The sequence below is a fragment of the Methanoregula sp. genome, from assembly GCF_050010295.1.
GTDB lineage: Archaea > Halobacteriota > Methanomicrobia > Methanomicrobiales > Methanospirillaceae > Methanoregula.
Window position 1 is genome coordinate 329,114 of record NZ_JBEKLH010000001.1, and the last position, 25,173, is coordinate 354,286.

Annotated in this window: 23 protein-coding genes and 1 tRNA gene; 10 read left to right on the top strand and 14 right to left on the bottom strand. The window is 56.4% G+C overall.

What is annotated here, in order from left to right; translation table 11 throughout:
• Nucleotides 1–44: 44 nt before the first annotated feature.
• Nucleotides 45–1,037 (bottom strand): phosphate ABC transporter substrate-binding protein, encoded by a 993-nt coding sequence (locus tag ABSB80_RS01765; protein WP_428367540.1) that lies wholly within the window; start codon nt 1,035–1,037, stop codon nt 45–47.
• Between the two features lie 126 nt (nt 1,038–1,163).
• Here ABSB80_RS01765 and ABSB80_RS01770 point away from each other — a divergent pair, with 126 nt between their 5' ends.
• The 5 genes from ABSB80_RS01770 (at nt 1,164) to ABSB80_RS01790 (ending at nt 7,157) form a co-directional block, all read left to right on the top strand.
• The gene (locus ABSB80_RS01770) at nt 1,164–2,204 is read left to right on the top strand and encodes a PhoU domain-containing protein (RefSeq protein ID WP_428367542.1); all 1,041 of its coding nucleotides are present in this window, start codon (nt 1,164–1,166) and stop codon (nt 2,202–2,204) included.
• Nucleotides 2,205–2,565: 361 nt separating this feature from the next.
• On the top strand, nt 2,566–3,294 hold the full coding sequence (locus ABSB80_RS01775) for a PHP domain-containing protein (RefSeq protein ID WP_428367544.1): 729 nt from the start codon (nt 2,566–2,568) through the stop codon (nt 3,292–3,294).
• Between the two features lie 113 nt (nt 3,295–3,407).
• Nucleotides 3,408–4,100, top strand: a complete 693-nt coding sequence (locus ABSB80_RS01780) for a zinc ribbon domain-containing protein (RefSeq protein ID WP_428367546.1) — start codon at nt 3,408–3,410, stop codon at nt 4,098–4,100.
• 507 nt (nt 4,101–4,607) lie between these two features.
• The gene (locus ABSB80_RS01785; protein WP_428367548.1) at nt 4,608–6,422 is read left to right on the top strand and encodes a sensor histidine kinase; all 1,815 of its coding nucleotides are present in this window, start codon (nt 4,608–4,610) and stop codon (nt 6,420–6,422) included.
• 261 nt (nt 6,423–6,683) lie between these two features.
• Complete coding sequence (locus ABSB80_RS01790) at nt 6,684–7,157, top strand: flavodoxin family protein (RefSeq protein WP_428367550.1); 474 nt, start codon at nt 6,684–6,686, stop codon at nt 7,155–7,157.
• Nucleotides 7,158–7,225: 68 nt separating this feature from the next.
• Here ABSB80_RS01790 and ABSB80_RS01795 read toward each other — a convergent pair.
• The 4 genes from ABSB80_RS01795 to ABSB80_RS01810 all read right to left on the bottom strand — a co-directional run bounded on the left by ABSB80_RS01795 (nt 7,226) and on the right by ABSB80_RS01810 (nt 13,520).
• A tRNA-Leu gene (locus ABSB80_RS01795) sits at nt 7,226–7,308 on the bottom strand.
• A 154-nt stretch (nt 7,309–7,462) separates the two neighbouring features.
• Nucleotides 7,463–11,374, bottom strand: coding sequence for a DNA-directed DNA polymerase II large subunit (locus ABSB80_RS01800; RefSeq protein ID WP_428367552.1), 3,912 nt, complete (start codon nt 11,372–11,374; stop codon nt 7,463–7,465).
• A gap of 404 nt (nt 11,375–11,778) precedes the next feature.
• Nucleotides 11,779–12,318 (bottom strand): HEAT repeat domain-containing protein, encoded by a 540-nt coding sequence (locus ABSB80_RS01805; RefSeq protein WP_428367554.1) that lies wholly within the window; start codon nt 12,316–12,318, stop codon nt 11,779–11,781.
• Between the two features lie 74 nt (nt 12,319–12,392).
• Nucleotides 12,393–13,520: a DUF1646 family protein gene (locus ABSB80_RS01810; protein WP_428367556.1), complete on the bottom strand. Its 1,128-nt coding sequence runs from the start codon at nt 13,518–13,520 to the stop codon at nt 12,393–12,395.
• Nucleotides 13,521–13,701: 181 nt separating this feature from the next.
• Here ABSB80_RS01810 and ABSB80_RS01815 point away from each other — a divergent pair, with 181 nt between their 5' ends.
• The 3 genes from ABSB80_RS01815 to ABSB80_RS01825 are packed head-to-tail and all read left to right on the top strand — an operon-like array spanning nt 13,702 to nt 16,207.
• Entirely contained in the window at nt 13,702–13,902 is a 201-nt protein-coding gene (locus ABSB80_RS01815) for a hypothetical protein (protein ID WP_428367558.1), read from the top strand.
• Between the two features lie 10 nt (nt 13,903–13,912).
• Entirely contained in the window at nt 13,913–14,233 is a 321-nt protein-coding gene (locus ABSB80_RS01820) for a hypothetical protein (protein WP_428367560.1), read from the top strand.
• 27 nt (nt 14,234–14,260) lie between these two features.
• Entirely contained in the window at nt 14,261–16,207 is a 1,947-nt protein-coding gene (locus tag ABSB80_RS01825) for a V-type ATP synthase subunit I (protein WP_428367562.1), read from the top strand.
• A gap of 3 nt (nt 16,208–16,210) precedes the next feature.
• Here the strand turns inward: ABSB80_RS01825 and ABSB80_RS01830 are convergent, their stop codons facing one another.
• The 8 genes from ABSB80_RS01830 to ABSB80_RS01865 all read right to left on the bottom strand — a co-directional run bounded on the left by ABSB80_RS01830 (nt 16,211) and on the right by ABSB80_RS01865 (nt 22,763).
• Nucleotides 16,211–16,870, bottom strand: coding sequence for a V-type ATP synthase subunit D (locus ABSB80_RS01830; protein WP_428367564.1), 660 nt, complete (start codon nt 16,868–16,870; stop codon nt 16,211–16,213).
• 2 nt (nt 16,871–16,872) lie between these two features.
• Nucleotides 16,873–18,279, bottom strand: a complete 1,407-nt coding sequence (locus tag ABSB80_RS01835) for a V-type ATP synthase subunit B (protein WP_428367566.1) — start codon at nt 18,277–18,279, stop codon at nt 16,873–16,875.
• On the bottom strand, nt 18,276–20,015 hold the full coding sequence (locus ABSB80_RS01840; protein WP_428367568.1) for a V-type ATP synthase subunit A: 1,740 nt from the start codon (nt 20,013–20,015) through the stop codon (nt 18,276–18,278). The genes ABSB80_RS01835 and ABSB80_RS01840 overlap by 4 nt, the downstream gene beginning before the upstream one ends.
• Nucleotides 20,016–20,019: 4 nt before the next feature.
• Nucleotides 20,020–20,340 carry a V-type ATP synthase subunit F gene (locus ABSB80_RS01845; protein WP_428367570.1) on the bottom strand — a complete coding sequence of 107 codons (321 nt, stop codon included), beginning with the start codon at nt 20,338–20,340 and terminating at the stop codon, nt 20,020–20,022.
• Entirely contained in the window at nt 20,333–21,382 is a 1,050-nt protein-coding gene (gene ahaC / locus ABSB80_RS01850; RefSeq protein ID WP_428367572.1) for an ATP synthase A1 subunit C, read from the bottom strand. Before ahaC ends, ABSB80_RS01845 begins: the two co-directional genes overlap by 8 nt.
• 1 nt (nt 21,383) lies before the next feature.
• On the bottom strand, nt 21,384–21,968 hold the full coding sequence (locus ABSB80_RS01855; protein WP_428367574.1) for a V-type ATP synthase subunit E: 585 nt from the start codon (nt 21,966–21,968) through the stop codon (nt 21,384–21,386).
• 140 nt (nt 21,969–22,108) lie between these two features.
• A complete protein-coding gene (locus ABSB80_RS01860) occupies nt 22,109–22,327 on the bottom strand; it encodes an ATPase (RefSeq protein ID WP_428367576.1) in 219 nt (72 codons plus the stop codon).
• Nucleotides 22,328–22,424: 97 nt separating this feature from the next.
• Nucleotides 22,425–22,763 carry a hypothetical protein gene (locus ABSB80_RS01865; protein WP_428367578.1) on the bottom strand — a complete coding sequence of 113 codons (339 nt, stop codon included), beginning with the start codon at nt 22,761–22,763 and terminating at the stop codon, nt 22,425–22,427.
• Nucleotides 22,764–22,937: 174 nt separating this feature from the next.
• On the opposite strand from ABSB80_RS01865, the gene ABSB80_RS01870 reads away from it, so the two are divergent.
• Both ABSB80_RS01870 and ABSB80_RS01875 read left to right on the top strand, forming a co-directional pair.
• The gene (locus tag ABSB80_RS01870) at nt 22,938–23,267 is read left to right on the top strand and encodes a hypothetical protein (RefSeq protein WP_428367580.1); all 330 of its coding nucleotides are present in this window, start codon (nt 22,938–22,940) and stop codon (nt 23,265–23,267) included.
• A gap of 173 nt (nt 23,268–23,440) precedes the next feature.
• Complete coding sequence (locus ABSB80_RS01875) at nt 23,441–23,629, top strand: hypothetical protein (protein WP_428367582.1); 189 nt, start codon at nt 23,441–23,443, stop codon at nt 23,627–23,629.
• Between the two features lie 377 nt (nt 23,630–24,006).
• Here ABSB80_RS01875 and ABSB80_RS01880 read toward each other — a convergent pair whose 3' ends face one another.
• Complete coding sequence (locus ABSB80_RS01880; protein ID WP_428367584.1) at nt 24,007–25,170, bottom strand: aconitase X; 1,164 nt, start codon at nt 25,168–25,170, stop codon at nt 24,007–24,009.
• Nucleotides 25,171–25,173: the final 3 nt, after the last annotated feature.

A 25,173-nucleotide genomic window follows, 5' to 3' on the forward strand; every position in this document is an offset into this window, starting at 1 on the left:
CCGTGGAAAAGAAAAAAAATTGATGTTCATCCGGACCGATCATCTCAACTCAGGGGGACATATCCCTGATCGGCAACGATCTTCTGCCCATCTGGGCTGAGGATGTAGTTGATGAAGTCGCCGGCAAGTCCGGTTGGCTTGCCGTTGGTGATGAGATAGAGATCGCGGGACATCGGGTAGGTCAGGTCCTTCACGGTGGCAACAGAGGGAATAGACACTACACCGTTCGTTCCCATGATCGGGACTGCCTTGACATTGCTGCTCAGGAACCCGATCGAAACGTAGCCGATGGCCAATGGGGTCTGCGCAACGTTCTGGCTGACCGCGCCATTGGAGTTCAGCTCCTGCATCGAGGCGATCGGGTTCGTATTTGCCGGCAGAACGCTCTGTTCGAAATACACCCGGGTTCCTGATGCGCTGTCACGCCCGATAACGACGACCTGGTTGTTGGTGCCGGAAACACCTGCTCCGGTAATCTGTGTCCATTTGGTGATTTTGCCAAGATAAATCTGCTTGATCTGATCGGAGGTGATAGTCTGGATCGTGTTGGCCGGGTTGACAATGACGGCAATGCCGTCCTGCGCAATTGGCGTAATGACGAAGGAGGGGTACTTGGCCATCTCGGCGCTGGTCACTTCACGGGAGGTCATGCCGATATCCACGGTCTTGGCACCAATCGCCTGGATGCCGACACCCGATCCGCCACCTGAGATCTGGATATCAGCGTCCGGGTGGGTTGCCATATACGCTTCAGCTGCTGCCTGGGCAATCGGGAGGATTGTAGTCGATCCGCTGATCTTGAGGGTCTGTTTCTGGCCTGTTGAAACCGGCGTACTCGTTGTTACCGGTGCTGCGGTCGTTGCCTGGACAGTGGGAGAGTTAGTGGGGGTGGTCGAGAGTGCAGTTGGTGCACTTGGTGCCTGCGTGGAAGCCGTATTCGTTGATCCGTTGCCTGTACACCCTGCAGCAATCGCGAGTATGAACACTGCGACAAGGCCGAGGGTAATAATCAGATAAGAACTCCGTTTCGCATTCATGGTGTTCGATTATCCATTCAACCCGGCCTATTAAACGTTTTTTCGCCATAAACTATACGAGTATATATACAGGAAATAGACAAATAGAGTAGCATAGGGAAATCAGAATTCTATTGTAATCCGGTGATGAAGATGGAGATACGGCGGGTGCAGATGACCGGGGGTGCTTCCTTTGTGGTGACACTCCCCAAGGACTGGGCGGAACAGCAGAAGATCAAAAAGAATGATCCTGTCGGTATCATGATCCAGCCGGACGGGACACTCGTTGTGACCAAGAAGATCACGGAAGAGCCGGATCAACGGACCAAGGAGATCAATTGTAGTACTATTACCGATCCTGCGTTCCTGTTCCGGATGCTGATTGGTGCATACATTACAGGATTCAATGTGATCCGTCTCACCACCAAGCAGCGGTTCTCCCCCTTTGTGCGGACGGGGGTCCGGGACTTTACCCAGATGACAATCGGCCAGGAAATCGTGGAAGAAACTGATACGGTCATCACGATAAAAGACCTTTTGAACCCGGCAGAGATGCCCTTTGACAACACCATCAAGCGCATGTTTGTTATCGTCAAGAATATGCATGAGGATGCCATTGCCGCGCTTGAAACCCACAATAAGGAACTCGCACAGGATGTGATCGTCCGGGACATGGACGCCGATCGGCTCAACTGGCTGATTGCCCGCCAGACGAACATGATCATGCAGAACACTTCGCTCTCCCGGAAGATGGAAATCTCCCAGAGCCTGGCAATGCATTACTACATGCTCAGCCGGATCATCGAACGCGTTGGCGACCACGCAGTAAGAATCGCTGAGCATACTTTACCGATTGTCGGCGCCGATATCGACAAGAAGATCCTTACCGCGATCAAGAAATCCAGTACCCTGTCCCTTGAGATATTTGACCGGAGCATCGTCTCATTCTTTAATACGGATATGAAGGAAGCGAACCGGAATATCGAGTCCATCAGCGCACTTGAGAACATCTGCGGGGATATCAATAACATGGTACTCAGGCAGGACACGATGATCGCGATCAATATCGGGTACATAGCTGAGAGTATCCGGAGGTCCGGTGAATATGCAGGGGATATCTCTGAGACGGTCATCAACCTCCTTATTGAAAACGAACAGGGGCCCCACAAGAAAAAAACCGGTAAATAACAACTTTGTTGTACCGGTCATCCCGGATCCATAATTTTGCCGTACACCATTTTTCCCGGAACTGTGTGGAGTGCCCTCCCAGATCCTGTCAGGGAATATAGTCTTAAAAAATTTTATATATAGAACTGACAGACTCTATTGTGTCGCATTTGGAAAAACCCGATGGGACAAGCATGCCGATAGCAGCCGGGCGCTTCACTTCGCCTTTACCATTTCACCTGCTCCGGACGGGAAGTTTCACGGTACTTCTTGTCAACCCGCTTGTTTTCCAGAGAAAGCCCTGCACAAGTTTGAATCGCCATGTCCCGGCCGGAAATGGTGACGGGACCGGAACCTGCCCTGGCTCCCGGAGTGAATGGATATGAAAGTCGATTTCCATGTACATACCCGGCGGTCTGTTGATGCGGTTCACAGCCCGCGGAAGATGGTAAAGAAGGCACGGGATGCCGGCATCAATGCCATTGCAATACCTGATCACAGCCGTCTCTTCTCTACGTCCGAAGCACAAAGACTCAGCCGGGAGTCCGGTCTTGTGGTGATACCTGGCATTGAAGGAGGAAATATCGCGGTCCGGAGACACTGGATCGCCCTGGGCATAGACCGTCAGATAACGGATACACGGACAGACCTGGTCCTTGAATCCATCCTACAGGACAGCGGCGTGTCCGTTGCTCCCCATCCACACTCACAGCTGGGCTACGGGAATTATGCGGGGCTCGGGTTTGATGCCGTGGAATCCCTCGACGGGAGCGAGCCCGGATCCAACAAGCAGGTCATGAATATTCACAGGATTCCCGAAGTTGCCGGCAGCGATTCGCACGCGCTTTCGATGCTGGGATTCTGCTGGACAGAGGTTAATGTCGATGAGACCCTACAGAGCGTTCTCGAGTCAGTCCGCCGGGGTCTGTGCCGGCATGCAGGATCCACCGTCCCGTTCTTCGATCTCTTCTGCTTCTATCCCCTCTACATCCGGGACCGTATTCTCCGGCAACCGGTAGCTGCCCTGTCTGCTGCCCGTCAGGTCATCCGGGATGTCTGCAGGGTAAGGGCATACGAATCCTCCTGCCGGAATTGTCGAATGTCCACGTGACCGAGGTGATCAGATTTCATAGAAATGCTTTCCTGCAAACCCGCTGGATAGGAGTTGACCTGAATACCACCGGCCATGCAGTAGTCGCTGCCGATCTTGTAAGTGGAAAAGTCATGAAACTTGGAAAGAAGCTGCATTATGGAAGGACTTCATCGACACAGAACTGCACGAAACTGTACCGGGAGAGAAAACTCTGGAAACTTAAAAAGGTCAAGAGCCGCGAGAAGAAGGAGTTCAAGGCCGCTCTCCACAAGATCGCCCGTCAGATCGTCGGTTTTGCCGAATCCTTCTGCGCCGGAATCAAGTTTGAAAAACTTTTTTCGTGCCGTTACCTCCATCAGCGGGAAGTAGAGGATTCATATGAGTTCTCTTTCGACAATGGATCATTCGTAGCGCTGCTGCACCTCGTGGAAAAACGGGCGCTCAACCGCGGCATACCGGTCCTTTATGTCAACCCGTCCAACACTTCCAAGCGATGCAGCAGGTGCGGGGGGTTTGGGAGACGTGTTCGCAAGCGTTTTGAGTGCCCGCAGTGCGGCAGGGTTATTCATGCCGATGTGAATGCCGCGTTCAACATCGCGGCCACATCCTGCACTTCCGACAAGGCTGAGATCCACCTGCTACGGGCCTCGCGCAAAATGATGCGGAAACGTGCGAGGGCAGATCAGGCCGTTCAGGAGAGAGGTGTCCTCGCAGGTCCCGGCCTTTCCTGTCACCAGGAGATGCTCTCCCGATGGGAGGATATACAATATCCTGAAGGACTTGATGATACCTGCAGAACGCAGATGTCCGATTACCCGGGGTGAATGATGATAACGTCCGTAATAACCGTAGAGGTCAGATGTCCGAAATGTGGGATCTCCTATGCAGACCGGTATATTCCAGCGTTTGCCATCCCGGAAGTCACCGGTAGAGGGGATGATTATACGGATGATTGCGTAGTGGCCACCTGCCCATCCTGCGATCACATGGTGAGCGTAGTTGTGCGGATGAGTAGTGCAGAAAAGAGAGAATGCATGGCAGGAGGGAATCCTGGTGTCTGAAAGAGATCGGGAAACCATCACAGCCATTCTTATCCGGACCGATGAGCCTGGTCGTGACAACCCGTTTGAGATCGTAATTCCGAGTGCACACTTCCATTCTGCTTGTACCGGGTAAGCGTTCTTAATCATTCCGGAAAAACGGGTGACGAAGATTCCGGGCCTTCGCGGGGGTTATATCATAACCCCCTATAAAACACTATAGTCATATTGGATTTATGGCGAGAGATATGATAAGCTATTCCGGAGAAACAGTATCCCAGAGTTTCCCGCATGAAGATACGGACCCGCACCCGACTGATTCTGGTAACCACATTGATCATTTTCCTGATTGTTTTGAGTTTCATCACCCAGGCAATCATCCTCCAGTCGTTCGGAATTATTGAGAAGCAGGAGACCACATCCCATGTCCAGCGTTTTATTTCCCAGCTCAACAACGAGATAGAAACCGTGGCAGCCACCTGCCATGACTGGGCAGACCGCGATGAAACCGCGGCGATTTTTACAAACCCGGGCGGGGAGCAGGATCCCTCGCGGCTCTTCCAGTCGGTCTCGATGAAGGACCTCGGAATCGATTACATCATCGTCTACAATGCCAGCGGGAACCGTGTTTTCTCCGAAACCATTTCCAGGAACGGAAATACTATCGAGGATGCTCCCCTCGAACTTGACACAATCGTCCATGATAGTATACTACCCGAGGGATTTTCCGGTGGTGTCTCCGGGCGGAGGGGGATCTCCTCCATCAATAACGATCCCGTCATCCTCGTTGGTTATCCTGTCCTGTACGGTAACCCGTCTAATTCCACGGCGGGGACACTCGTCATGGCCCGTCTCCTCGATTCTGAAAGGATCAGCGACATTGATACGATGCTTCAGTTGGACGCCACGCTCCTCCCCTACAACCCGAAAACTGCTGATGGAGTACTGTCAGCAGACGAATGGACGAAAGCAAAAGGGGGGGCGATCATTATCCGTCAGGCGGATGAAAACCATCTGGACGGGTTTGCGATCATTACGGGAATAGAGAACGAGCCTTCGTTCTTCCTCCTGAAAATTGAGACCAATCGCCCGGTCTACCAGGAGGTCCAGAGATCAATCCTGATCGTTGCAGCCGCCATCATCATCCTCAGCATCGCGTTTTTAGTTGCGGTCCAGCTCCTCCTCCAGGGGTTCATCCTTGCCCCCCTGAATGAATTAGACAACGGTATGAAATCCATAGGAAGGTCCGGTGACCTTACCCTGCGGATACCCGAGAAAGGCGATGAGGAGATCGTCTCCCTCATCCACTCCCTCAACCATATGCTCGGCCAGATCCAGCAGCAGCAGGACGAACTGCATGACCTCCTGGAAGAGATCGAACAGCAGCGGGATGATCTCAGGGATGCGAGGGAGGCCCTCGCAGAACGAAACCGGGATCTTGAAGAGCTGAACAGGAAGGCAAACCTCTACCTCGATATCTACCTCGATGCGATTACGTATGAAATCCTGAACGCGATCATGGGTCTTCGTGGGTATGCCGAACTGTTCCGCCACACGGCACAGGATTCAGAGAGAATATTTGCAGATAAAATTATCGCGCTTGCCAAAAAGAGCGACGATGTCATCCGTAATATCGAGACGATCAGCCGCATCTACAAGAACCCCTCCGAAATAAAAGCGGTGGATCTTGCATCGATTATCAAAAAGGAGATGCAGTCCCGCCCGGGCATCCGCCTCATTATGGAAAACTGCAACCGGACGGTGCTTGCAAACGACATGCTGGGCGTGGTATTTGACAACCTCTTCTCAAACAGTCTTAAATTCGGAGGAATGGATACCGAGATTACGGTCACAGCCCGTGAGGTTCCCGAAGGATTATTGGAAATATCCGTCAGTGACACCGGGCCGGGCATTCCCGGGGCTATGAAACCGCTGGTGTTCGACCGGTTTATGCAGGATTCCCGCAAGCGGAGCAGTTACGGGCTCGGGCTCCATATCGTCAAGATGCTAATAGAGAGCTATGGTGGAAAGGTATGGGCCGATGACAGGATTCCGGGTGACCGGCAATCAGGTACTGCGATACGGTTTACGTTGCGGCTTGCCTGAACGGGCCAGTTACAATCCTGACGGGGTGTGCAGATTGCATTCCCCTTCGATGCAACGCCGGGACCGGTAGCGGAATGCCAGGGAGGTGACAGGAAGATAGCGACTGATGAGGGACTCAGCTGCCAGCGGTTCTGATACATTTAGGTCGGCAGGAAATTTTAATGAAGTGAAAAACCGTTCACCAACCACTACCTTATCTGAACCCGCAGATGCACCAGAACCTTTTTCCCCACCCGGCAGGATCGTTACATGAGAATTACCATGACAACCAGGGTAGTCTATTACTCGTGGAAAGGGCACACCGAGAAGGTCGCAACTGCCCTCGCAAAGCTGCTGGATGCAGAGCTGGTACGGATAGAGCCGGTCCGTGACTGTGGCGTTGCAGGAAAAGCGATGAAGGCGTTCTTTGGGATGAAATCGCCCATCAAAACGACGAAGACTGATCTCACCGGTATTGACACTCTCGTCATCGCGAGCCCGGTCTGGGCCGGGAAAGTACCTGCGTACGTCAATACGTACCTCGATTCGGTTACGGGCGGCAGCGGAAAACCGTTCCACGTGCTCGTTGAGATGGGTGGCCGCGGCGACCAGTCCGCCATCACTGTCGTGAGAAAGGCGCTTGAGCAGAAGGGAATGACGTTTGTCTCGTCCGTATCGACCATTGAAAAGGATGTCGACAGCGGATCATTCACCGGGACTCTGGAAAAATTCTCAACCGGCATCCGGAAACAGTAACCCGGGGGGTGCCGCACCGCCGGATTCTGGGGTTATTCACATAATCCAGTTCAGGGGTTTATAGGTGATGCGAGAAGCAGGAGTCGAACCTGCGAACGCCTGCGCGAATCGATCTTGAGTCGATCACCGTTGACCACTTGGTTATTCTCGCTCAGATTGTATTTGGTGCGGAGCAGTATAAGCTTTTGAGTGGATGTATATTTTTCCAAAATTGTTGGTAAAACCCTGTCTCAATCGCTGGTGGCCGGGCCTGGCTGTCCCCGCACCTGTGCAGGGCCGGCGAGGGAAATACCTGCGGTCACGGATCACATGAAATCCGCAAGCCCGAGCTGCTGCTGTTTCTCCTCTCCGAACGTCGAGGTGATCGCAAGGTCGAGCACCTCGACCCGCTGCTTGGTATATTCGGAGACCTTGTATTTCCGGCAGATCTCCCGGGACATCTCCAGGTATTTCTTCACCGAGCCTTCATGCACGGTGGGGATGATGTTGCCGTTGCAGATCCCTTTCCCCCGGAACTTTGTGCATTTCCCGGCAAGCGGCATCCGCCGGTAGCTCGTGTTGCATTTCGTGCACCGGAACTTCTGCTTGGAGAACGCCGAGAGGTTGCCCATGAGGTCGCGGATGAAATGCGTGGTGAGGACCCGTTCCGCCACATCGTCCGCGTCAACGGCCCGGATCTTCTCGGCAAGTACCAGTTCGGCCCCGAGTTTGTCGGTCATGGTCTTGAGCTGGGTATACATGGACTCCAGCGGGCCGGCGGAGATATCGGAAGTGTCGTGGGTGAACTGGAACCCCTCGACCTGCGCCGGCGTGCCGACCCGTTTTTCCACCCGGTCGATCAGTGCCGCAACGGTCTTGGGATCGGCGTAGGCGAGCGCACTGGTATAGAGTTCCAGAGGGTAATGGTCGCAGACGTCTACGTTCAGGGCTTCCTTGTCGATCTCGGCGGGGTCGATCCTGCTCGTCAGCACCAGGGGAGCGTCCATCGACCCGCCCCGGTTCTGCGGCAGGAACGAACGCGAGAAGTTGATGAGCCCGTCGAGGAGGAGCATGATGCAGTCCTCGTCGCCATCGCACTGGCCGGTGAAGATGCCGTTGGCAACAAGGGTGTGGTCGTCCGCGACCGTCATGCAGTAGACCCGTTCGTCCGGCGCCGGCACGGCATCAGCGGCAACGATGCGGTCGGCAAGAACGCACGAGCCTTCGAAGACCGGTACCGCATCACCCGCTTTGAGCTCCACCGCCCTGATCTTCCTCAGGTAACCGGTGTCCCAGACAAGCATCGCGTGATCGGGGGTCACAACGAGCTCTTTTCCCCGTGAGGTCGTGAACCGGATCAGCGAGGCGGGGGAGCGATGGATGGACACCGACGTGATCCTTCGGAGATGGATCTGGCCGCCGGTATCCACGGTCCGGGTGAGGAATGGGCGGGCCGGGTCCGAGTAATAGGTCCCGAGCCGGTCCAGGCCGGGGCGCGTCAGGTCGAAGTTCTCCAGCACGAACTTCCGTATCTGGCATTTCGTCCAGCTCTTCCCATCGTAGACCTCGACCGAAGTATCGCCATAGAAGCAGTTGCGGCGCTTTGCAGCATGGAAGAACGGGTGGGCATATCCCACATTCGCACGCGTGAATCCGACGATCCGGGCGAGGACCCCGGCGCTCGTGTGCGGGGCGAGCCCGATGACGAGGTGCCCGACGAGATCGGCTGGCTCTTTCACATTGTAGAACGGCTCAAGCCCGTAACACTTGACGAGCAGGTCGTCCATGAACTGCGCCACGCTGACCATGTACTCGGCGCAGGAGTCGGAGACAAGGATGTCCTGCGGGTGGATCTCCACGACCTGCGAACCGTTCTGGAGGTCATATCCCCGGGTATCCCTGACATAGCCGAGCGAGCGGAGTTTTGATACGGAGACCCGCACTTCGTCCGGACGGATGTGGGTGAGGGGCAGGTCGATCATATCGAACCTTGTTGTGCCGTCCTTGAAGACAAATATATTGCGGGCAGCCCGGAGGATCCCTTTTTCCATAGCCTCCACGGTCTTTTCCCGTGAGATCACCCCTTTCACCCCTTTCACGAGCGCGACGCTGTCTACCTTAAGGCCCAGCCGTTCCATCACCTTTGCGTATTCCGCCTTCATATTCAGGGTGACCCGCTGGCTGCAGCTGGTGGGGACGTTGCACGCCGGGCAGCGGTCAACCGTTGTCTCCCTCCCGCACTTGGGGCAGATGGTGATGGGAACGGTGTGTGCGCCGCACTTCTCGCACCGGTTCAGGTACGTGATCTCCTGGCACCCGCTGCACCGCCGTCTCCCGACTTCTATCTCGATGATCCCGCCCTCTTTCTGGAAGTCGAGGTCGGTGTTGTTCGCGTCCACCTCCGCAGTATGGGCAGATGCAGACTGGAACGAGCGGCGGTTGCCACCGGAGTCCCCGAGCGGGAAGAGTACGTGCGGCGGCGGGTTCATCTTGCGGGGCTTGGATTTCCCGGGCCTGCCCATGCGCCCGCCGATCCGGGTCCCGGACCTCGACCTGAGCCGGAACCCTGACAGATGGGTGACGAGGTCCAGGGGTTTTTCCGGGAGCTGTCCGTTCCAGACCGCCCGTTTCTTCAGGGTTTCGTCGAGGCCCAGACAGGCGATAAGCGAGCGGTAGTTCCTGATCTTCACGACTCCTTCCCACACTTCATGGGGGATGAGGAGCTCTTCGAGAATAATCTTTATTTCCGGTTCCTGCGGGAGGTGGAGGCAGTCGTCCTGCACCGTACCGCTGCCGGATACGGCATCTGCGAGCGCCGCGATCTGCCCGGCCGTGATATCGTCCCAGAACCAGGTGTACGCGGGGTGGAGGTACCCCCCTGCCCGTGCGAGTGCGAGCGCCTCGTCCTCATCAGTCGGCGGTTTTGTGCCGGGTCCGGCGTCAAGTAACCACCATTCCTCACAGTACCCGGCGGGGATGAGAGGGTGGTTGTTCTCCAGGAACTCGCCAAACGATATGAGGATTTCACCCACATCGAGGATTCTCTCTACAGAGGGGGAAAGTTTCTTTGCGGTGACTTCATCGTCGATGCGGAGCACCGTGCCCCCGGTGAGGCGGACGGTTGGCCCCTCGATCGAATCGACCGGCACCACGCCGCACGCCTTGCCCGGGCGCTCGGTCTTCATCTGCGTGCCGACCGCAAGAAATTCTCCGAGTATGTGCAGGGTCGCCGGGTGGAGCCCGGCAGCAGCAAACCCCGTGTTCCGCGATCTCCCGTACCGGAGCCGGAACCCCCCTTTGCGCATCGGGTACGCAAAGACGGGGCGGCCGCCGATAAGGTCGCGAAGGTACTTGTCGAGAGGTCTGATACCGGCTGTCTTCTCGCTCTCGCCGGATTTTGCCCCGGCAATGAGCTTGTCCAGCCAGTCCCAGCCCCCCATCTTCATCTTCTCGACCCGGCTCTTGAGCTTGCGTGCCTTGCCGGCGATGCCTTCCCCAATCACGAGGGCCATACCGCCCCGCACGACATTCGTCTCCACCCTCTCAAGGTTCCGGTGCCCCGAAACCTCCTCCTGCTCGGTCGCTTCGCCATCGATGCAGACCGGGCAGTTCTCGATGATGAGCCGGATCTCCGCCTCGCTCGGCAGGTACTGGAGGTTCATGATGGAGTTGTACTGCCGGATCTCCTCGATGTAGCGCTCCACCTCCTCCTGCCGGGGGATGTACCGCCCGATCCCGAGCTTCTGGCGGACGTAGTCCCCGACGAGCACCGACAGTGCCTGTGCAGTACCGCCGGCACTCCGGATCGGCCCTGCGTAATAGATCATCAGGTACCGGGTCCCGTCATCGTTCCTGCCAAGCCCGATCTTCGCGATCCCTTCTGTCGGTGCTGCCACGACACCTTCGGTCAGGAGTGCCATGGCGGTACGGATGGAATGGTCGAGGATCTCGTCGGTGCTTTTCTCGCCGAACTTTCTCGCGACAAAATCATCGCCGATGCGGAGTGCGACCTCTTCGCGGGACATCTGCTGCTCGAGCTCGCGGATACGTACCGCAACGCCTTTGATCCCGAGAAGGGCTTCCACACGGTCGGCGAGATCGCTTGCGATGGGGATCTCAACATCCGTTGTCGGGTCGAGGCCGCGGGAACGCGCCTCTTTTGCTATCGCAATTGCGCGGAGGAGCTCGTCCATCAGGGACTTTTCGTACGCCTCCATCGCGGGCGAGAGCACAAGCATACCGGTACGATGGGTGGGAGGAGATTTATTGGTTCGGTTTCGGGACCGATTGAACTGGCCTGGTACGGCCTCAAAAAAGTTTGGAAATTATCAATAATCAGCCCCCAATACGGCGACAACTCCATATTTTTTAGTCTGTAGAAATCCATTTTTAAGTATCATGATTACCCCCCTCTTGCGCCACCAGTCCCCCGAAGGGGACGGGGCGCATTGGGATGGTACCAGAACAGGTAATACGGTACTATCACAATCAGGGGGTGCCCGAGCGGCGGGGGCGTAGCCCCCGAAAGCGGATTTCTTATGCTTTTGATTTCAATCGATTCGGTATTTGCTTTTCCCATTACCAATTTTGGGGCTGATGTTTTACGATTACCAAACGTTTTTTAGGGACACTGCTCCGGCAGTCACTCTTTGTCCTGCAGGCTCTCCACGATCGACGGGAGCCCCGTTTCACCCATCTGCCAGAGGGTCAGCGTCGCGCAGGACCTGATGAGGTCATCAGCGTCCGCAAGCCGGCGGGTGAGGGGTTCGACCGCGGGCTTTCCGATCCTGCACAGGGCAAGCGAGAGGACTCCCCTCAGCACCCGGTCGTTGCTCCCCATTGCATCGATCAGGGGCTCGATTGCAGCGCTCCCCATCCCACCCAGTGCTGCTGCCGCATAGCGCCTGAACTCCTTATCCGTGTTCTCTTTCATGGCCGTAATAACCGGGATTATCGCCGGCCCGCCGATTTTTGACAGCGTCACTGCCGCATACCAGCGCTGATCGGTATCCTGTGCCTCCGCAAGGAACCGGATCAGGGCTGCCACCGCAGGCTCCCCGCAGGCTGCAAGACCTGCTACCGCATTGTGCCGCTCATCAATGGACGGGTCACCAAATGCGGCGATAAGCCGCCTGATCTTTGTTGCGGGGGGTTTCCTCGTTTTCTTGCTTTTCGGGTTCATACAACGACGCTCGGCTATCGTTATTCTCTGTGTTGTTTCTCCTTATAGAAGAAGTGTGGGGAACTGGTCGTATCTCAGGCAAAACCCAGAATGGGCGGGACAAACAGGATACCAAAAAAAAGGACCATCAGGGCAAGTCCGATGGGGATACCGGTCCTTGCCCATTCTGCGCTCGTGATCTCCAGTTTGCCTGCAGCAATAATATTCGGAATGTTCCCCGGGATCAGCATTCCTCCCGCTATTATGAGTCCCATGAGGGCGCCCACAATCTGCTGGAGCGAGAGCGCGGGACTTATCTCAGCAGCGGCAAGCGTCGCATTGTCGAGGACAGCTGAAATGATATTGATCCAGTACAGGCCAGCCCCCGGGATCATGGCGATATATCCCAGGATCAGGGGCCTGAACCCTTCGCCAAGAAATATCAGGGCCATGATGAAGAGGTAAACCTTGCCTGCACGGACCACTATGTCAGCCAATTTTTCGCGTTCAATGATACATTCCAGCAGGGTGTCTCCGGTATGGGATCTCCGGAAGAGGACGAGTCCGACGATCCCAAGACCGAAGACCGAGGGAACAATGTACAGTCCCAGATTCTGGAGGAGGAACCCGAACCCGGCATGGTACGGTTCGCCGGAAAGTTTGGAGACGACGATGGTCGAGAGCGGTTCTCCAAAGGGCGTCAGACCGGCACCGAGACCGATAGAGAAGCACGCGACAACCGCAAGTTCGATCTTCGACCGCCTCCCGACCGGGAGGGCATTGACGATCTCGACAAGGACGATGGCCGCAAGGATCGCCGAAATGATGCTCGAGACAAGTCCGAGAATGATGATCACGGAGGGCACGATAACCGTGAGGGGGACGGTCTCGATCAGCCGGGTGAATGCGTCCTGCAGCTGAGGGTGAAAGAGATAGATTACGATTCCTACGATGAGGACGATCTGGACTATCCCGACGGGAATACCTGCTATTGTTGCGATATTGAGCGGGATGGTCAGCGATTCAAGGACGATACGGGCACTCCAGCCGGTGGTCTCACCGGGAATAGCTGCAAACCCGGAGAGCGTGAGCGCAGCGGTCCCGCAGAGAAACAGGAACAATTCCAGGTTCCGTTCAATGATCTTTACCCTGAACGGGAGGACCAGTACAAGGATGAAGATGATCAGGAGTCCGGTATTGACAAAAACATCCACCTGTCCCATCCCCGGTTATTCCGCCCGGTACCTGCCGGTCGCTGGTCTTTAGGTTGTGCGGCCATGAGATTAATGGATTCCTTTTTCTGCAGGTGGGTGGAAGGAGCCTGAGGGAGCTGGTTTTCGGGTAAGAAAGTATATATCCAACCTCTGGGGAATACACCAATTAATCGTTTCTGGAGCGGTAAAAATGACCCGGGACATCACCGCGATCATCGAGACCATACGGAACAATGCCGTAGGGAGGTGCAGGGAGCGGATCGAGAAGGCCTCCCGGAAAGCCCGGGAACTTGCTGCGAGCGGACACAAGGCTGATGCAAAGAAAGAGCCGCTGAACAGCGAACCTCAGTGCGGCGTCACGAGCATTTTGAAGCGAAGGCACGGTTTATAGGGGAAAGATCATGGAAGATGAAAAAACCCTGCTCCAGCAGATACGGGAAAAGGAGCAGGAGTTCACCAGGAAGATCGATATGGTCAGGGCCGAGACCGAGGCTGCAGTTGCTGCCGCCAGATCGGAAGCAGAAGACCTGCTCTGTACTGCGGACAGCGCCGGGAAAACTGCTGCCGAGCAGCTGTACTGGAACGAGAAAGGGAAGGCAGAGATTGAGATAGAAGAGCTGAAAAAAACGGCCTTAACCGAGAGCGAGGCAGTATCTGAACAGGGATCCCGGAACCTTCCCGCAGCAGTGAAAAGGATTGTCGGCTATGTGACGTTGGAATAGTCCGGAACGATCCCGGAGAGGAGTGATATGCTCCAGAGGATGAAACGAATCCAGATTATCGGGCCAAAGGGCGATCTCAACCGGGCAGTCGATGTGTTGTATAATGCCGGTACCGTTCATCTCGAAGATGCACCGTCGTTGATCTCCCCGGATGAAATTCCCCTCATTCCGGTGAAACTGGAGACGGTAAATGATATCTCCGAGGTCCTGGGCAAGATCAACGGGATATTTGGTACGTTGCCCCGGACTGCTGATGATCCGGAAGGCCAGCAGAAAGTCCGCGCGTCCCTTGAGAACAAGAGCCACAACGAGCTCATAGCGAAGGCACGGGACATAATCCGCGAGCTCGAAACAACTACGCGCGACCTGACGGCAAAAAAAAGCGAACTCACGCTCTCGATCACCGCACTGAACCGGTATGCCCGGGTCCTTGAGATCATCCAGCCGGTAGAAAAAGAATTGCCGCTGCTCGAAGGGTTCGAGATTACCATCTTACTCATCCAGAAAGAACACAGCGAAGTCCTGGAAATCATACGAAAAGAACTCAACACGCTTACCCACGACCAGTTCGAGATGACCTCTACCACGGTCGATGCCGATACGCTTGCGGCCATCATGGTCTTCAACCGGCGGTACTCCGAGCAGGTCCACTCGTTTATTTATTCGGTCAATGTGAACGAAGTGCGGCTGCCACAGGAATATTCAGGAAGGCCTTTTTACGAGATGTTCGCCCTCATCGGGGAGAGCAAACTGCGGGCACAGGAGGATATCAGAAAAATTGATGAACAGCTCCTCACCCTCGCATCGGTCTGGTACCAGGAACTGGTAGTGCTGAAAAAGCGCCTTGAGGACATCAACGGGGAACTGGGAGCATACCGGAACTTCGGGTTGTCCGAGTACATCTTTGTGATCATGGGTTGGATCCCAAAAAAATACCTGCAGCGCACCCGGCTGGCGGTCAGGGAAGTCTTTGGCGAGCGGGTCGCCGTCATCGAACTGGACCCGAGCGGAAAAGAGATGGAGAAGGCCCCGGTCTTTTACGATAACCCGTGGTGGGTAAAACCCTTCGAGTTTATCATGCAGCTCGTCTCTCCGCCCCGGTACCGTGAGGTGGACCCGTCCCCGATCCTCGCGATCTTTTTCCCGATCTTTTTTGGTATGATGGTCGGTGATATCGGGTATGGACTTATCATATTCTTCTTTGCCCTGGCTCTTAAAAACCGGTTCAAGAAACTGGATTTTATCGTCAGTCTCTCCGGTATCCTCATGATCTCTTCGATCCCCACCATCATCTTCGGGTTCCTGTACGGGGAATTTTTCGGGGATTTGGGGGAATCCTTAGGCTGGCTCCACCCGGTCACGTTTCTTGGGATAACCTGGAACCGTACAGAAGCGGTGATCCCCATGCTCCTCTTTGCCATTACCGTCGGGGTCATTCATGTTCTGTTAGGGCTGGTCATCGGGATCCGGAATGCCGTGATCACCAAAAGCAGGAAGCACCTTTGTGAAAAATGCGGCATGCTTTTCATGATCATCGCGATCATCGCCCTCATCCTGGTGCTTGGCGGATTTATCCCGCAGGGGGGCATGTACCCAGCGGTACTGTTGATCGTTGTCGCCCTGCCTCTCATCATCTACGGCGCCGGTGTGTTCGGCACCATCGAGATCATGAGTACGGTGGGAAACATCCTCTCGTACGCGCGGCTGATGGCGATCGGCATGGCCTCGGTCATCCTTGCCATGGTCGCCAACCAGCTCGGCGGGGCGCTCGGATTCGTGATTATCGGTGTCATCGTGGCGATCCTGCTGCATGCGCTCAACATCGTGCTGGCCATGTTCAGCCCGTCGATCCATTCCGTGCGACTGCACCTCGTGGAGTTCTTCTCAAAATTTTACGAGGGCGGCGGGATAGTGTACAGACCGTTTAAAAAAGAGATCGCCGAAGTGAACCCCCCGCCGCCTTCCCCGCAATAATTATTACCTGCCGGCCTGTTTTTTCTTCGCAGCTTTTTTCTTTCTCTCCATGATGCTCTTGACCTTTTTCAGCCTGAACAGGTCCTCCCGCTCCCGTTCCTCGATGGCATTCTTGATGTATTTTGCCTGGCTCTTCAGCTCCGGGATCAGGATCTGTTCAAGGGCATTCACCCTGCGCCGGTTCATCTGGATCTCCGCCCCGAGCCGTCTCATGGCCGTCTCCGTCTCTGCAAGTTTTATCAGGAGGTCAAGTTCTATCTCGTACCGCTCGGCGGCCTCGTCGATCCTCGCGCTGGTCGAGATGATGTCATACCCCCTCTCGAGCATGGTCTTTGAGACCCGTTTCTTCTCGATGACCGGGACCGGCACTCCCATGATATTTTTTCCGGTGATGTCGACGGTGATGGACCTCCGGGTCGCAAAGGCGGCGGATTTCAGGGTGACCGGATCATCGACCGCCTGGGCGATCAGGAGCGCGAGGTCTGCTGCGCGGGAGACCTGCTCGAGTTCTTCCCGCGATTCGGAGACCGAATTGAGGATCTTGAAGAATTCCTGGATCAGTGCGTCCATCTTCTCCCTGAGGAGGTCCCTCCCCTGCTCGGCGAGTTTGATCTGGGCCTTTTTCCGGATCAGCTCCATCCTCGTGGGCTTCACCTGCTCCATGGTCAGGCTCCCGTGTTCTCTGCATGTGCCGGGTGGTATTTCGCTATGTGTTCCCGCTTGATCCGTTTCAGTTCGTCCTCCGGCAGGAGCGAGAACAGGTCCCAGGCGATGGAAAGGGTCTTCTCAATGGACCGGTCCTCATCGCCCTGGGTGATGAACTGCCGTTCAAAGCTGTCCGCGAACTTCAGGTATTTTTTATCCAGGTCCGTGAGGGCCTCCTCCCCGACAATTGCCACGAGCCTGCGCAGGTCCCGCCCGTACGCGTACGAAGCATACAACTGGTCCGCAACGCCGCGGTGGTCTTCCCGGGTCTTCCCCGGGCCGATCCCCAGGTTCATGAGCCGGGAGAGGCAGGGCAGGGCATCGACCGGGGGGTCAGCGCCCCGGCGGAAGAGGTCCCGCGAGAGCACGATCTGCCCTTCCGTGATGTAGCCGGTCAGGTCGGGGACCGGGTGGGTGATGTCATCATCCGGCATGGTCAGGATAGGGATCTGGGTGATGGAGCCGGCCTTTCCTTTCAGCCTCCCGGCCCGCTCGTATACCGATGCAAGGTCCGTGTACATGTAGCCGGGATATCCTCTCCTGCCGGGCACTTCTTCCCGGGCTGTTGAAATTTCACGCAGCGCCTCGCAGTAATTGATCATATCGGTCAGTATCACCAGCACGTGGAGGTGGTGGTTGAACGCGAGATATTCGGCGACCGTGAGCCCGCACCGCGGAGCGGCGAGGCGCTCCACCGTAGGATCGTCCGCAAGGTTCATGAAAAAGACCACGCGTTCGAGGGCCCCGGTTCTCTCGAAGTCCTGCATGAAGAACGAGGCCTCCTTGTGCGTGATGCCCATCGCGACAAACACGACGGCAAACCGCTCTCCTTCTCCGCGGACTTTTGCCTGGCGTGCGATCTGGGCTGCGAGCTTGTTGGCGGGAAGACCGGAGCCCGAGAAGATGGGCAGTTTCTGGCCGCGGACAAGCGTGTTGAGGCCGTCGATTGCAGACATGCCGGTCTGGATGAAGTCCGCCGGCTTGTCCCGGGCTGACGGGTTGATGGGGGTCCCGGCAATGTCGAGCACGGCTTCCGGGACGATGTCCGGGCCCCCGTCCCGGGCCTTCCCGACGCCACTGAACACCCGCCCCAGCATGTCGATGGAGACATTGATCCGGGCGGGCTCTCCGATGAACCGGACATTCGTGTTGAGCGTGTCGATCCCCCGGGTGCCTTCATATACCTGGATGACCGCGTGCTCTTCGGAGATGTCGAGCACCTGCCCGGTACGTTCCTCCCCGTCCTTTAAGGTTATCCTGACGATCTCGCCGAACGATGCCCCGTGGACATTGCTGACAAATATCAGGGGGCCCGAGACGTACCGGATAGTCCGGTAATCCTTCGTGAGGAGGGAGTCCTGCTTCATTTTTCCACCTCAAGGGACATGAGTTTCTCGTCGATCTCGGTGAGCATGTTCCGGATGGCGTCCAGGTCCGCCACGTCCTTCATCCGCCCGATAGTTGCCCTCAGCGGGAGCGCCTGGATCTGCCGCAGGGAGACACCGCGGGTCATCACCTCGCTCACTTTTGCATAATACACCATGATCACCTTGAGCATCAGGTATTGTTTTTCAATAGGGCAGAAGGAATCCGTGTCGCTGTACGCGCTCTGCTGGAGGAAGTCCTCGCGGATCATCCGGGTCACTTCCAGGATGGCCTTCTCGCTGTCGGGGAGGGCGTCGGGGCCCACCAGCTGGACGATCTCCTGCAGTTCCACCTCCTTCTGGAGCAGGTACATGGCATTTTCCCGCATCTCCCTCCAGTCCCGTGCGACGTTATTGATATACCAGTCCCCGATACTGTCGAGATAGAGCGAGTAACTTTTTATCCAGTTGACCGAGGGAAAATGCCTGCGGTACGCAAGGTTCGTGTCCAGCGCCCAGAACGTGCCGACGACCCGCAGCGTGTTCTGCGTGATCGGCTCCGAGAAATCCCCGCCGGGTGGCGATACCGCACCCACGACCGTGATGGAGCCGTTCCGTTCCCCGGAACCCGTGCATACGACCCTGCCGGCCCGCTCGTAAAAGGCGGAGAGCCGGGTGGCAAGATATGCGGGGTAGCCTTCTTCTCCCGGCATCTCCTCGAGCCTCCCCGACACTTCACGCAGCGCCTCGCCCCACCGGGATGTGGAGTCGGCCATCAGTGCAACGTCATATCCCATGTCGCGGAAATATTCGGCTATCGTGATCCCGGTATAGATCGAGGCCTCCCGTGCAGCGACCGGCATGTTGGACGTGTTCGCGATGAGGATAGTCCGCTCTATCAGCGGCAGGCCGGTCCTCGGGTCTACCAGTTCCGGGAACTCGGCAAGCACATCGGTCATCTCGTTGCCGCGTTCCCCGCACCCGATATAGACCACGATCTGCGTGTCCGACCATTTGGCAAGGGTCTGTTCGGAGACGGTCTTACCGGTCCCGAAACCGCCCGGGATCATCGCGGTCCCTCCCTTGGTGACCGGGAATATGCAGTCGAACACCCGTTGCCCCGTGATCAGCGGGAGGACAGGGTCGAGCTTCTTCTGGTGCGGGCGGGGGATCCGGACCGGCCAGAGCTGCATCATGGAGAGCCGGGTGGTAGTGTCCAGGGTGCAGACGATCTCCTCGACCGTGAAGGTGCCCGCCCTGATGTCGGTGACTTTCCCGGATATTTTGTGCGGGACGAGGATCCGGTGCTCGAAATGGAATTCCCTGACGGTCCCGATGATGTCGCCCTCGGCTACCGTGTCGCCGGTCCTGACTGCCGGGACGAAGTCCCATTTTTTCTCGCGGTCAAGCCCGGGTGCCGAGATACCCCGGGCAATAAAGTCCCCGCTTTTCTGGAGGAGGACGGGCAGCGGGCGCTGGACGCCGTCATAGATTGACGATAAAAGCCCGGGGCCGAGTTCCACGGAAAGGGGCTTTTCCGTGTTCTCTACCGTCTCCCCAATCGTGAGACCCGTCGTGTCCTCGTAGACCTGGATGACCGCTTCTTCCCCGTCAAGCCGGATGATCTCCCCCCTGAGGGCCTCCTCGCCGACTTTTACCACGTCATACATCTTGGACCCTTTCATGCCCCGGGATGTGATGACGGGTCCGGAAATCCGTGAAATCGTGCCTGTTATCATACCTTCACCTCTTTAATACGATGTTATAGCCGATCGCCCTGCGCAGGAGCTGTTCGATGTACGTCCTCCGGTCAACCTCTTTCGACTTCGAAGGGATGGGAATGATGAGCGGGCGGTGCATCTTCTCGATCCGGTCCATCAGTTTCTCATCGAGAGAGAGCATGTACTCCTCGTTCACCGCGACGATGCCGATGTCGTCTTTGTACAAAAGGGGCGGGATAATCTTTTTCGCTTCCTCGGCCGACCCGGCCTCCAGGACCTCGACGCCGGCCAGCCGGAACCCCGACGCCCGGTCACTGTCCGTAACGATGACGAATTTATACATACACGAGTTCCTCCTTCAGGTTCTCAAGGGGGAAATCTGCGGTCTTGCACCGCGAGATGATCCGGATATTGGTGATCTCGTTATATTTTGCCCAGAAATAGCCTATGAGCGAAGCCACGCTGAGCGGATCCCCCAGAAAAGAACTCACGCCTTTCTGGATCAGGGACTTTTCGAGCTGTTTCTCGATAACCGATATCTTCTCCGTGCGAAGGGCGCTCTCGGGAATGGTGTTCAGGAACCGGTACTGGGTGGACTCAAGTGCCGAAAGGGCATCCCTGATCGTTTTCAGGGAGAGGAGGCCGCTCAGGTCCTCGGGACCCAATTCCTTCCCCCCTTCAATAAGGAATGTTTCAGCCTCCTCCGGATCGATGCGGTCCCGTATCATCCGCAGGATCGTCTTGATATTGATAACATCGATCTCAAGGGATATGAGGTCCCGGATGATCGTGTCGTTGTAGGACGGTTTTTTTACTGAGACCAGAGCGTCCTGATAATAATACTTGTCAAGTTCGCATTCAAGAGTGGCAAGATTTTCGGTCTTCAGAAAGTCCGGGTACTTCTCCGTGAGGGGTTTTGCATAGGAGATACCCCATGTCGCAAGCAGGTCAATGACCGCCCGTACATCGGGCTGCCTGACGAGTTCCGTCAGGGTCGCCTCGTCGAGCTCCCCCGCGGGCACAAGACAATCGAGGATCTCCTCGTTCGTGATATGGATATTCTTCCCGCGGATGATCGTCTTGATGTTCTGGACGTCCCAGCGGTGCAGGAATATCCTGATGTACCGCTCTGCCTCCTCTTCATGGGCAAAAGCAAGGATCTTCCGGAATGTCCGGGTGAAATTTATCCGAAGGGCGTATTCAATGCAGAGTACCCCGGAGTACCTGCCTTTTGCTTCGGTAATATCGTCCAGGTACGGGGTTTTTTCCAGCCTGGTTATCAGGGACGGGATATCCGGCTGGAGGATGAGGTCATCGAGTTCCCGGTGGTCAAGCAGCCGGCTCCTCATCCCCCTCATCCGTGCATTGATATATCCCCAGTCCATCTCAACCCCCGAACAGGACCGAATAGATCTCGTGTCTCTTTCGCTCTTGTGCCCGTTCAAGCCGGGACTCGATCGTATTGGAGATCACCACGGCTCCGTCAGGAGAACTCACCACGAGACCTCCTGCACACTCCAGGTCGGTGACTACTTCACAGGAGACCCGCATGGCAGAGAGCGTCTTTCGCAGGAGATCCTCGTCCCGTTTGTCGATATGGACCGAAAACCGGTCCTCCCCCACAGCCCCGATGGCCTCATGTACCAGTTTTTCAAATATCGCCGGGTATCCCGGATGCTCCCGCACCGCTGAAAGCTGCTGCCCGGCCTCATGAAAAGCTGAAGAAAAGATCTTCTCCTTGATAGTTATGATAAGTTCCTTATTCTCACCTTTTGTGAGATAGAGCAGTTTGTTCTTTTCAACTCCCGCAGATTTTTCTGCACCTGACAGGTACGATTGTTGTATCTCTTCTGCCTGCTTCCTTGTTTGCGCCTTGATCTCATCGATCGCAACGCGTGCCTTTTCCCGGAGCTCCCGCTCCCGTTCCGTGGCACTCTCCTCTACCGACTTCAAAAGATTTTCATACGCCATAGGCTTTCCCGTCCTGTCTGAAGGTCCCGGAATCACCAGCTGTAAGAACAGGATACTCCCGGTTGTTCCCGGTACGGGAGTTCGGTGACGATCCGTGGAGACGGGAACGAAGTGAAACTACTGCACCTCTGGTTCTAGGATTACTTGACCATCAGGATGATCATTGATGCGATCACGAACCCCAGAATCACCAGCGTTTCCGGGATAGCTTCGATGATGATGATAGACCCCGCGGTCTCGGGTTTTTCTGCAATCGTCCCTGCTCCGGCTGCACCAATCCTCGATTGTGCCCACCCTGTTCCAATCGCACCCGCGGAAAAGGCTAATGCCGCCCCGATGGGTACTTCCCAGCCTGCCACATCCACACCTCCTAATGATAGAACCTAACAGATTGCAGCTATATTAAACTATGGAGAATAGTTCCGGAAAAATTCCGAATGGTCCGGATATCCCGGCTTAGGGCCCGACAGGGGAGCGCCCGAGAATCGCGTCCAGTGCCGCGAGAGTTTCAGCATTCAGGACGTCTCCGGAACGGAGATCCCTCCCGGCAGCGATGAGGGAATGTACCTCATCTCCGGTAAGTTTTGCAAAACTGTAGGTTTCCCATCGCTCACGGTCGACGTTGATCCAGATCTCCCCCAGAACTTCCCTCAATGCTGCATAATCTTCATCCGAGCACGATCTCCATCCGGAATCCTTCGCGCGGCGAATCCTTTCGAGGGCATGCTCTACTGCTTTTTCCTTCCGGACCTGGAAACGCCTCCTGCCAAGAGTATCATCAGCTACGCGGGACATACGACTATTTTGTGGGAATTATACAAGTTCCGGTTTAAATTGCTTGTGTCGGTTGTATCCATCTTTTTTGGATCTCCGGATTTTTCCCCGGGTTCAATCTCTCACCCCGGCCACAAGGAATATAGGCAGGGAGCGGGATTGTTTCATCATCTGAACAAATGAGGGGGGAATAAAATGCCGGACGTGACAAAGACCGAGATCGGGAGAAGAATGTACCAGCTCCACAAGGAAAAGAGCGTGGAGAAGATCATTGAGAAGATGCGGAGTAATATCGGACCTGACTGGAAGTCCTTCAGCGGGGATGAGATCCACCTGCTGGAGCGGCTCCTGAGCGCAGCATGGGCAAATGCCGAACAGTCAAAATGGGACAAGATACCGTTTTCCCGGATCTCAAAGGACGACGTCCGGCGGATCCTTGATGTCGGAAAATACATCGATCTTGACAAAACGCCGCAGCATACCGTGGTGGCGGAGGTGGAAAAAGTCCTGCTCTCGGTGAAGTGATCTTGCTTTTTTGATATCCGCCGGAAACATAAGGAGCAATGCCGGAATGTGATCTCTTTGGAACAAATTTTCGGATTGATTTCCAAGAATTTTTAAATTGCCAGATCGGTTGGGGGAATTTTAAAAAATTGCCAGGTCCGGATGAACCGTTCAGAAAGGTTTTTGAAACAGGGGTGGCACCATCATACCACCTGGAAAATGACAGCGAATCACCCGGTACCAGAAGAGGGATCTGGCAGTATTTCCGGATCCTTGACGACCGGCTCATCGAGATCCGGGCTGACGGAACCCCGGTACTACAGGGGGTGGTGCCCGGGGTACCCCTGTCCTGCCCTGTATCACCGTCGGAGAGCAGGAAATGAGATCCCCTTTTTGACCTATGGAGGTCTCACCCCCTTATTTTGGTGAAAAAAGCCAATCCGGGCTTGTATCGGGCTTCTTTTCCATTTTTCCGGATTTCACCGACCGGCCTGTTTCGGCCCTTTTTTGAGGGGGTTTTTCGGGAAATGCCTGTATTGCCCCGGATTACCCGACCGGGTTTTTTACAAGGGAAAAAACCGGCCTGTGTAGATCTGTTTGGATGGAGGATCGGGTGAGGAGATAAGGTTTTGGTTGTGGCGGGGGTGGGTGAAAGGAAAGGATATCGACGGTGCACGACGGTACCGGCGGGGGTCTGACGCTCAACGGGCCTTTCGCCCCAGCCGCGTGGGCTTCCCCAGAATATCAAACTGTTACCCCTCTACTCCGTCGCCACCTTCACGCACTCTTCGATCGTCCCGATCCGGGCCACCGCGGCGCACATGTCCGGGACATACGCGAGCGCCTTACCGCTGTTCACCATGATGGCCTCGTACTGCTCCATGACCGGCGAGACCACCATGCAGGTGTCCGCAAAGACCCGGGCACCGCTCTTCTCGATGGTGTCGGCAACCCGCTGGTTGGCCTCGATGACGCCCTGCGCCGCAAAGATGTAGAGCGGCATCGTGACCAGTTTTCCCTTCAGGAGCCTTGCGATCTCTTCCAGTTCTGCAGGGGAGCAGTGCGGGCAGCCGACTGCGACCGCATCGACCGGGATCTCCCTGAACAGGTGCCGGATCTCATCGGATTCCACGGCGATGGTCTCGAGACCGCCGAGATCGAACGGTACCTTCACCGCCTCGGGCGTGATGCCCTCCACATGGTAGAGCGCCACGGCCCCGGTCGCCGCCATCGCTGCCCCGAGGGCCTTGAGCTGGTCGCGGTCCGGGGTTATTCCCGAGAAGAACGGGATGCGGTTGCCCGCCAGTTTTCCTGCGTGGTAGCCCAGCGCCCCGAAATGTGCGATGCTCCAGTCGCGGGTGTCGGCCTGCACCCGGATGACCAGTTGGGGCCTCCGGTTTTTTGCAAGGTGAAGACCGTAGCAGGGTGTTTTCCCGACCAGTGCGGCGGCAAGGGCGCCGGGCCCTCCTTCCCGGTTGGTCCGGGCACCGATGACCGAATTCGCGTAGCTGACCGCGGACGACTCCGACCAGGCGAGGTGGTCGCCAAAGCCGGTCTCGTGCAGGTAGTAGGGCGTGCAGGTGCATTCGAGGCCGATGCCGAGCCGCTCGTAGGCAGCGACCACGGCCTGCTGCTTCTGCGCAAAGTCCTCGTCCACCCCCATCTCCTGCCAGCGCCCGCGAGGCATCCCGATCGGGTTCAGCACCGCCGGCACCACGGCCCGGGCATCGAGGGTCGAGAGCCATTGGAGGCCGTACTCGCCAATCGTCTTGTAGGACGCGCCGCTCACCTGTGCGCTCCGGATCCTGACCAGCTGCTCCGCACCGAAGACCTTCCCCAGCGCGACGAGGAGCTCCAGCATCCTCTGCCGGGTCTCGCCCTCTTCTCCGGCAAGGACCCGTTCGTCCTCAGGTTCGAGTTGCATCCG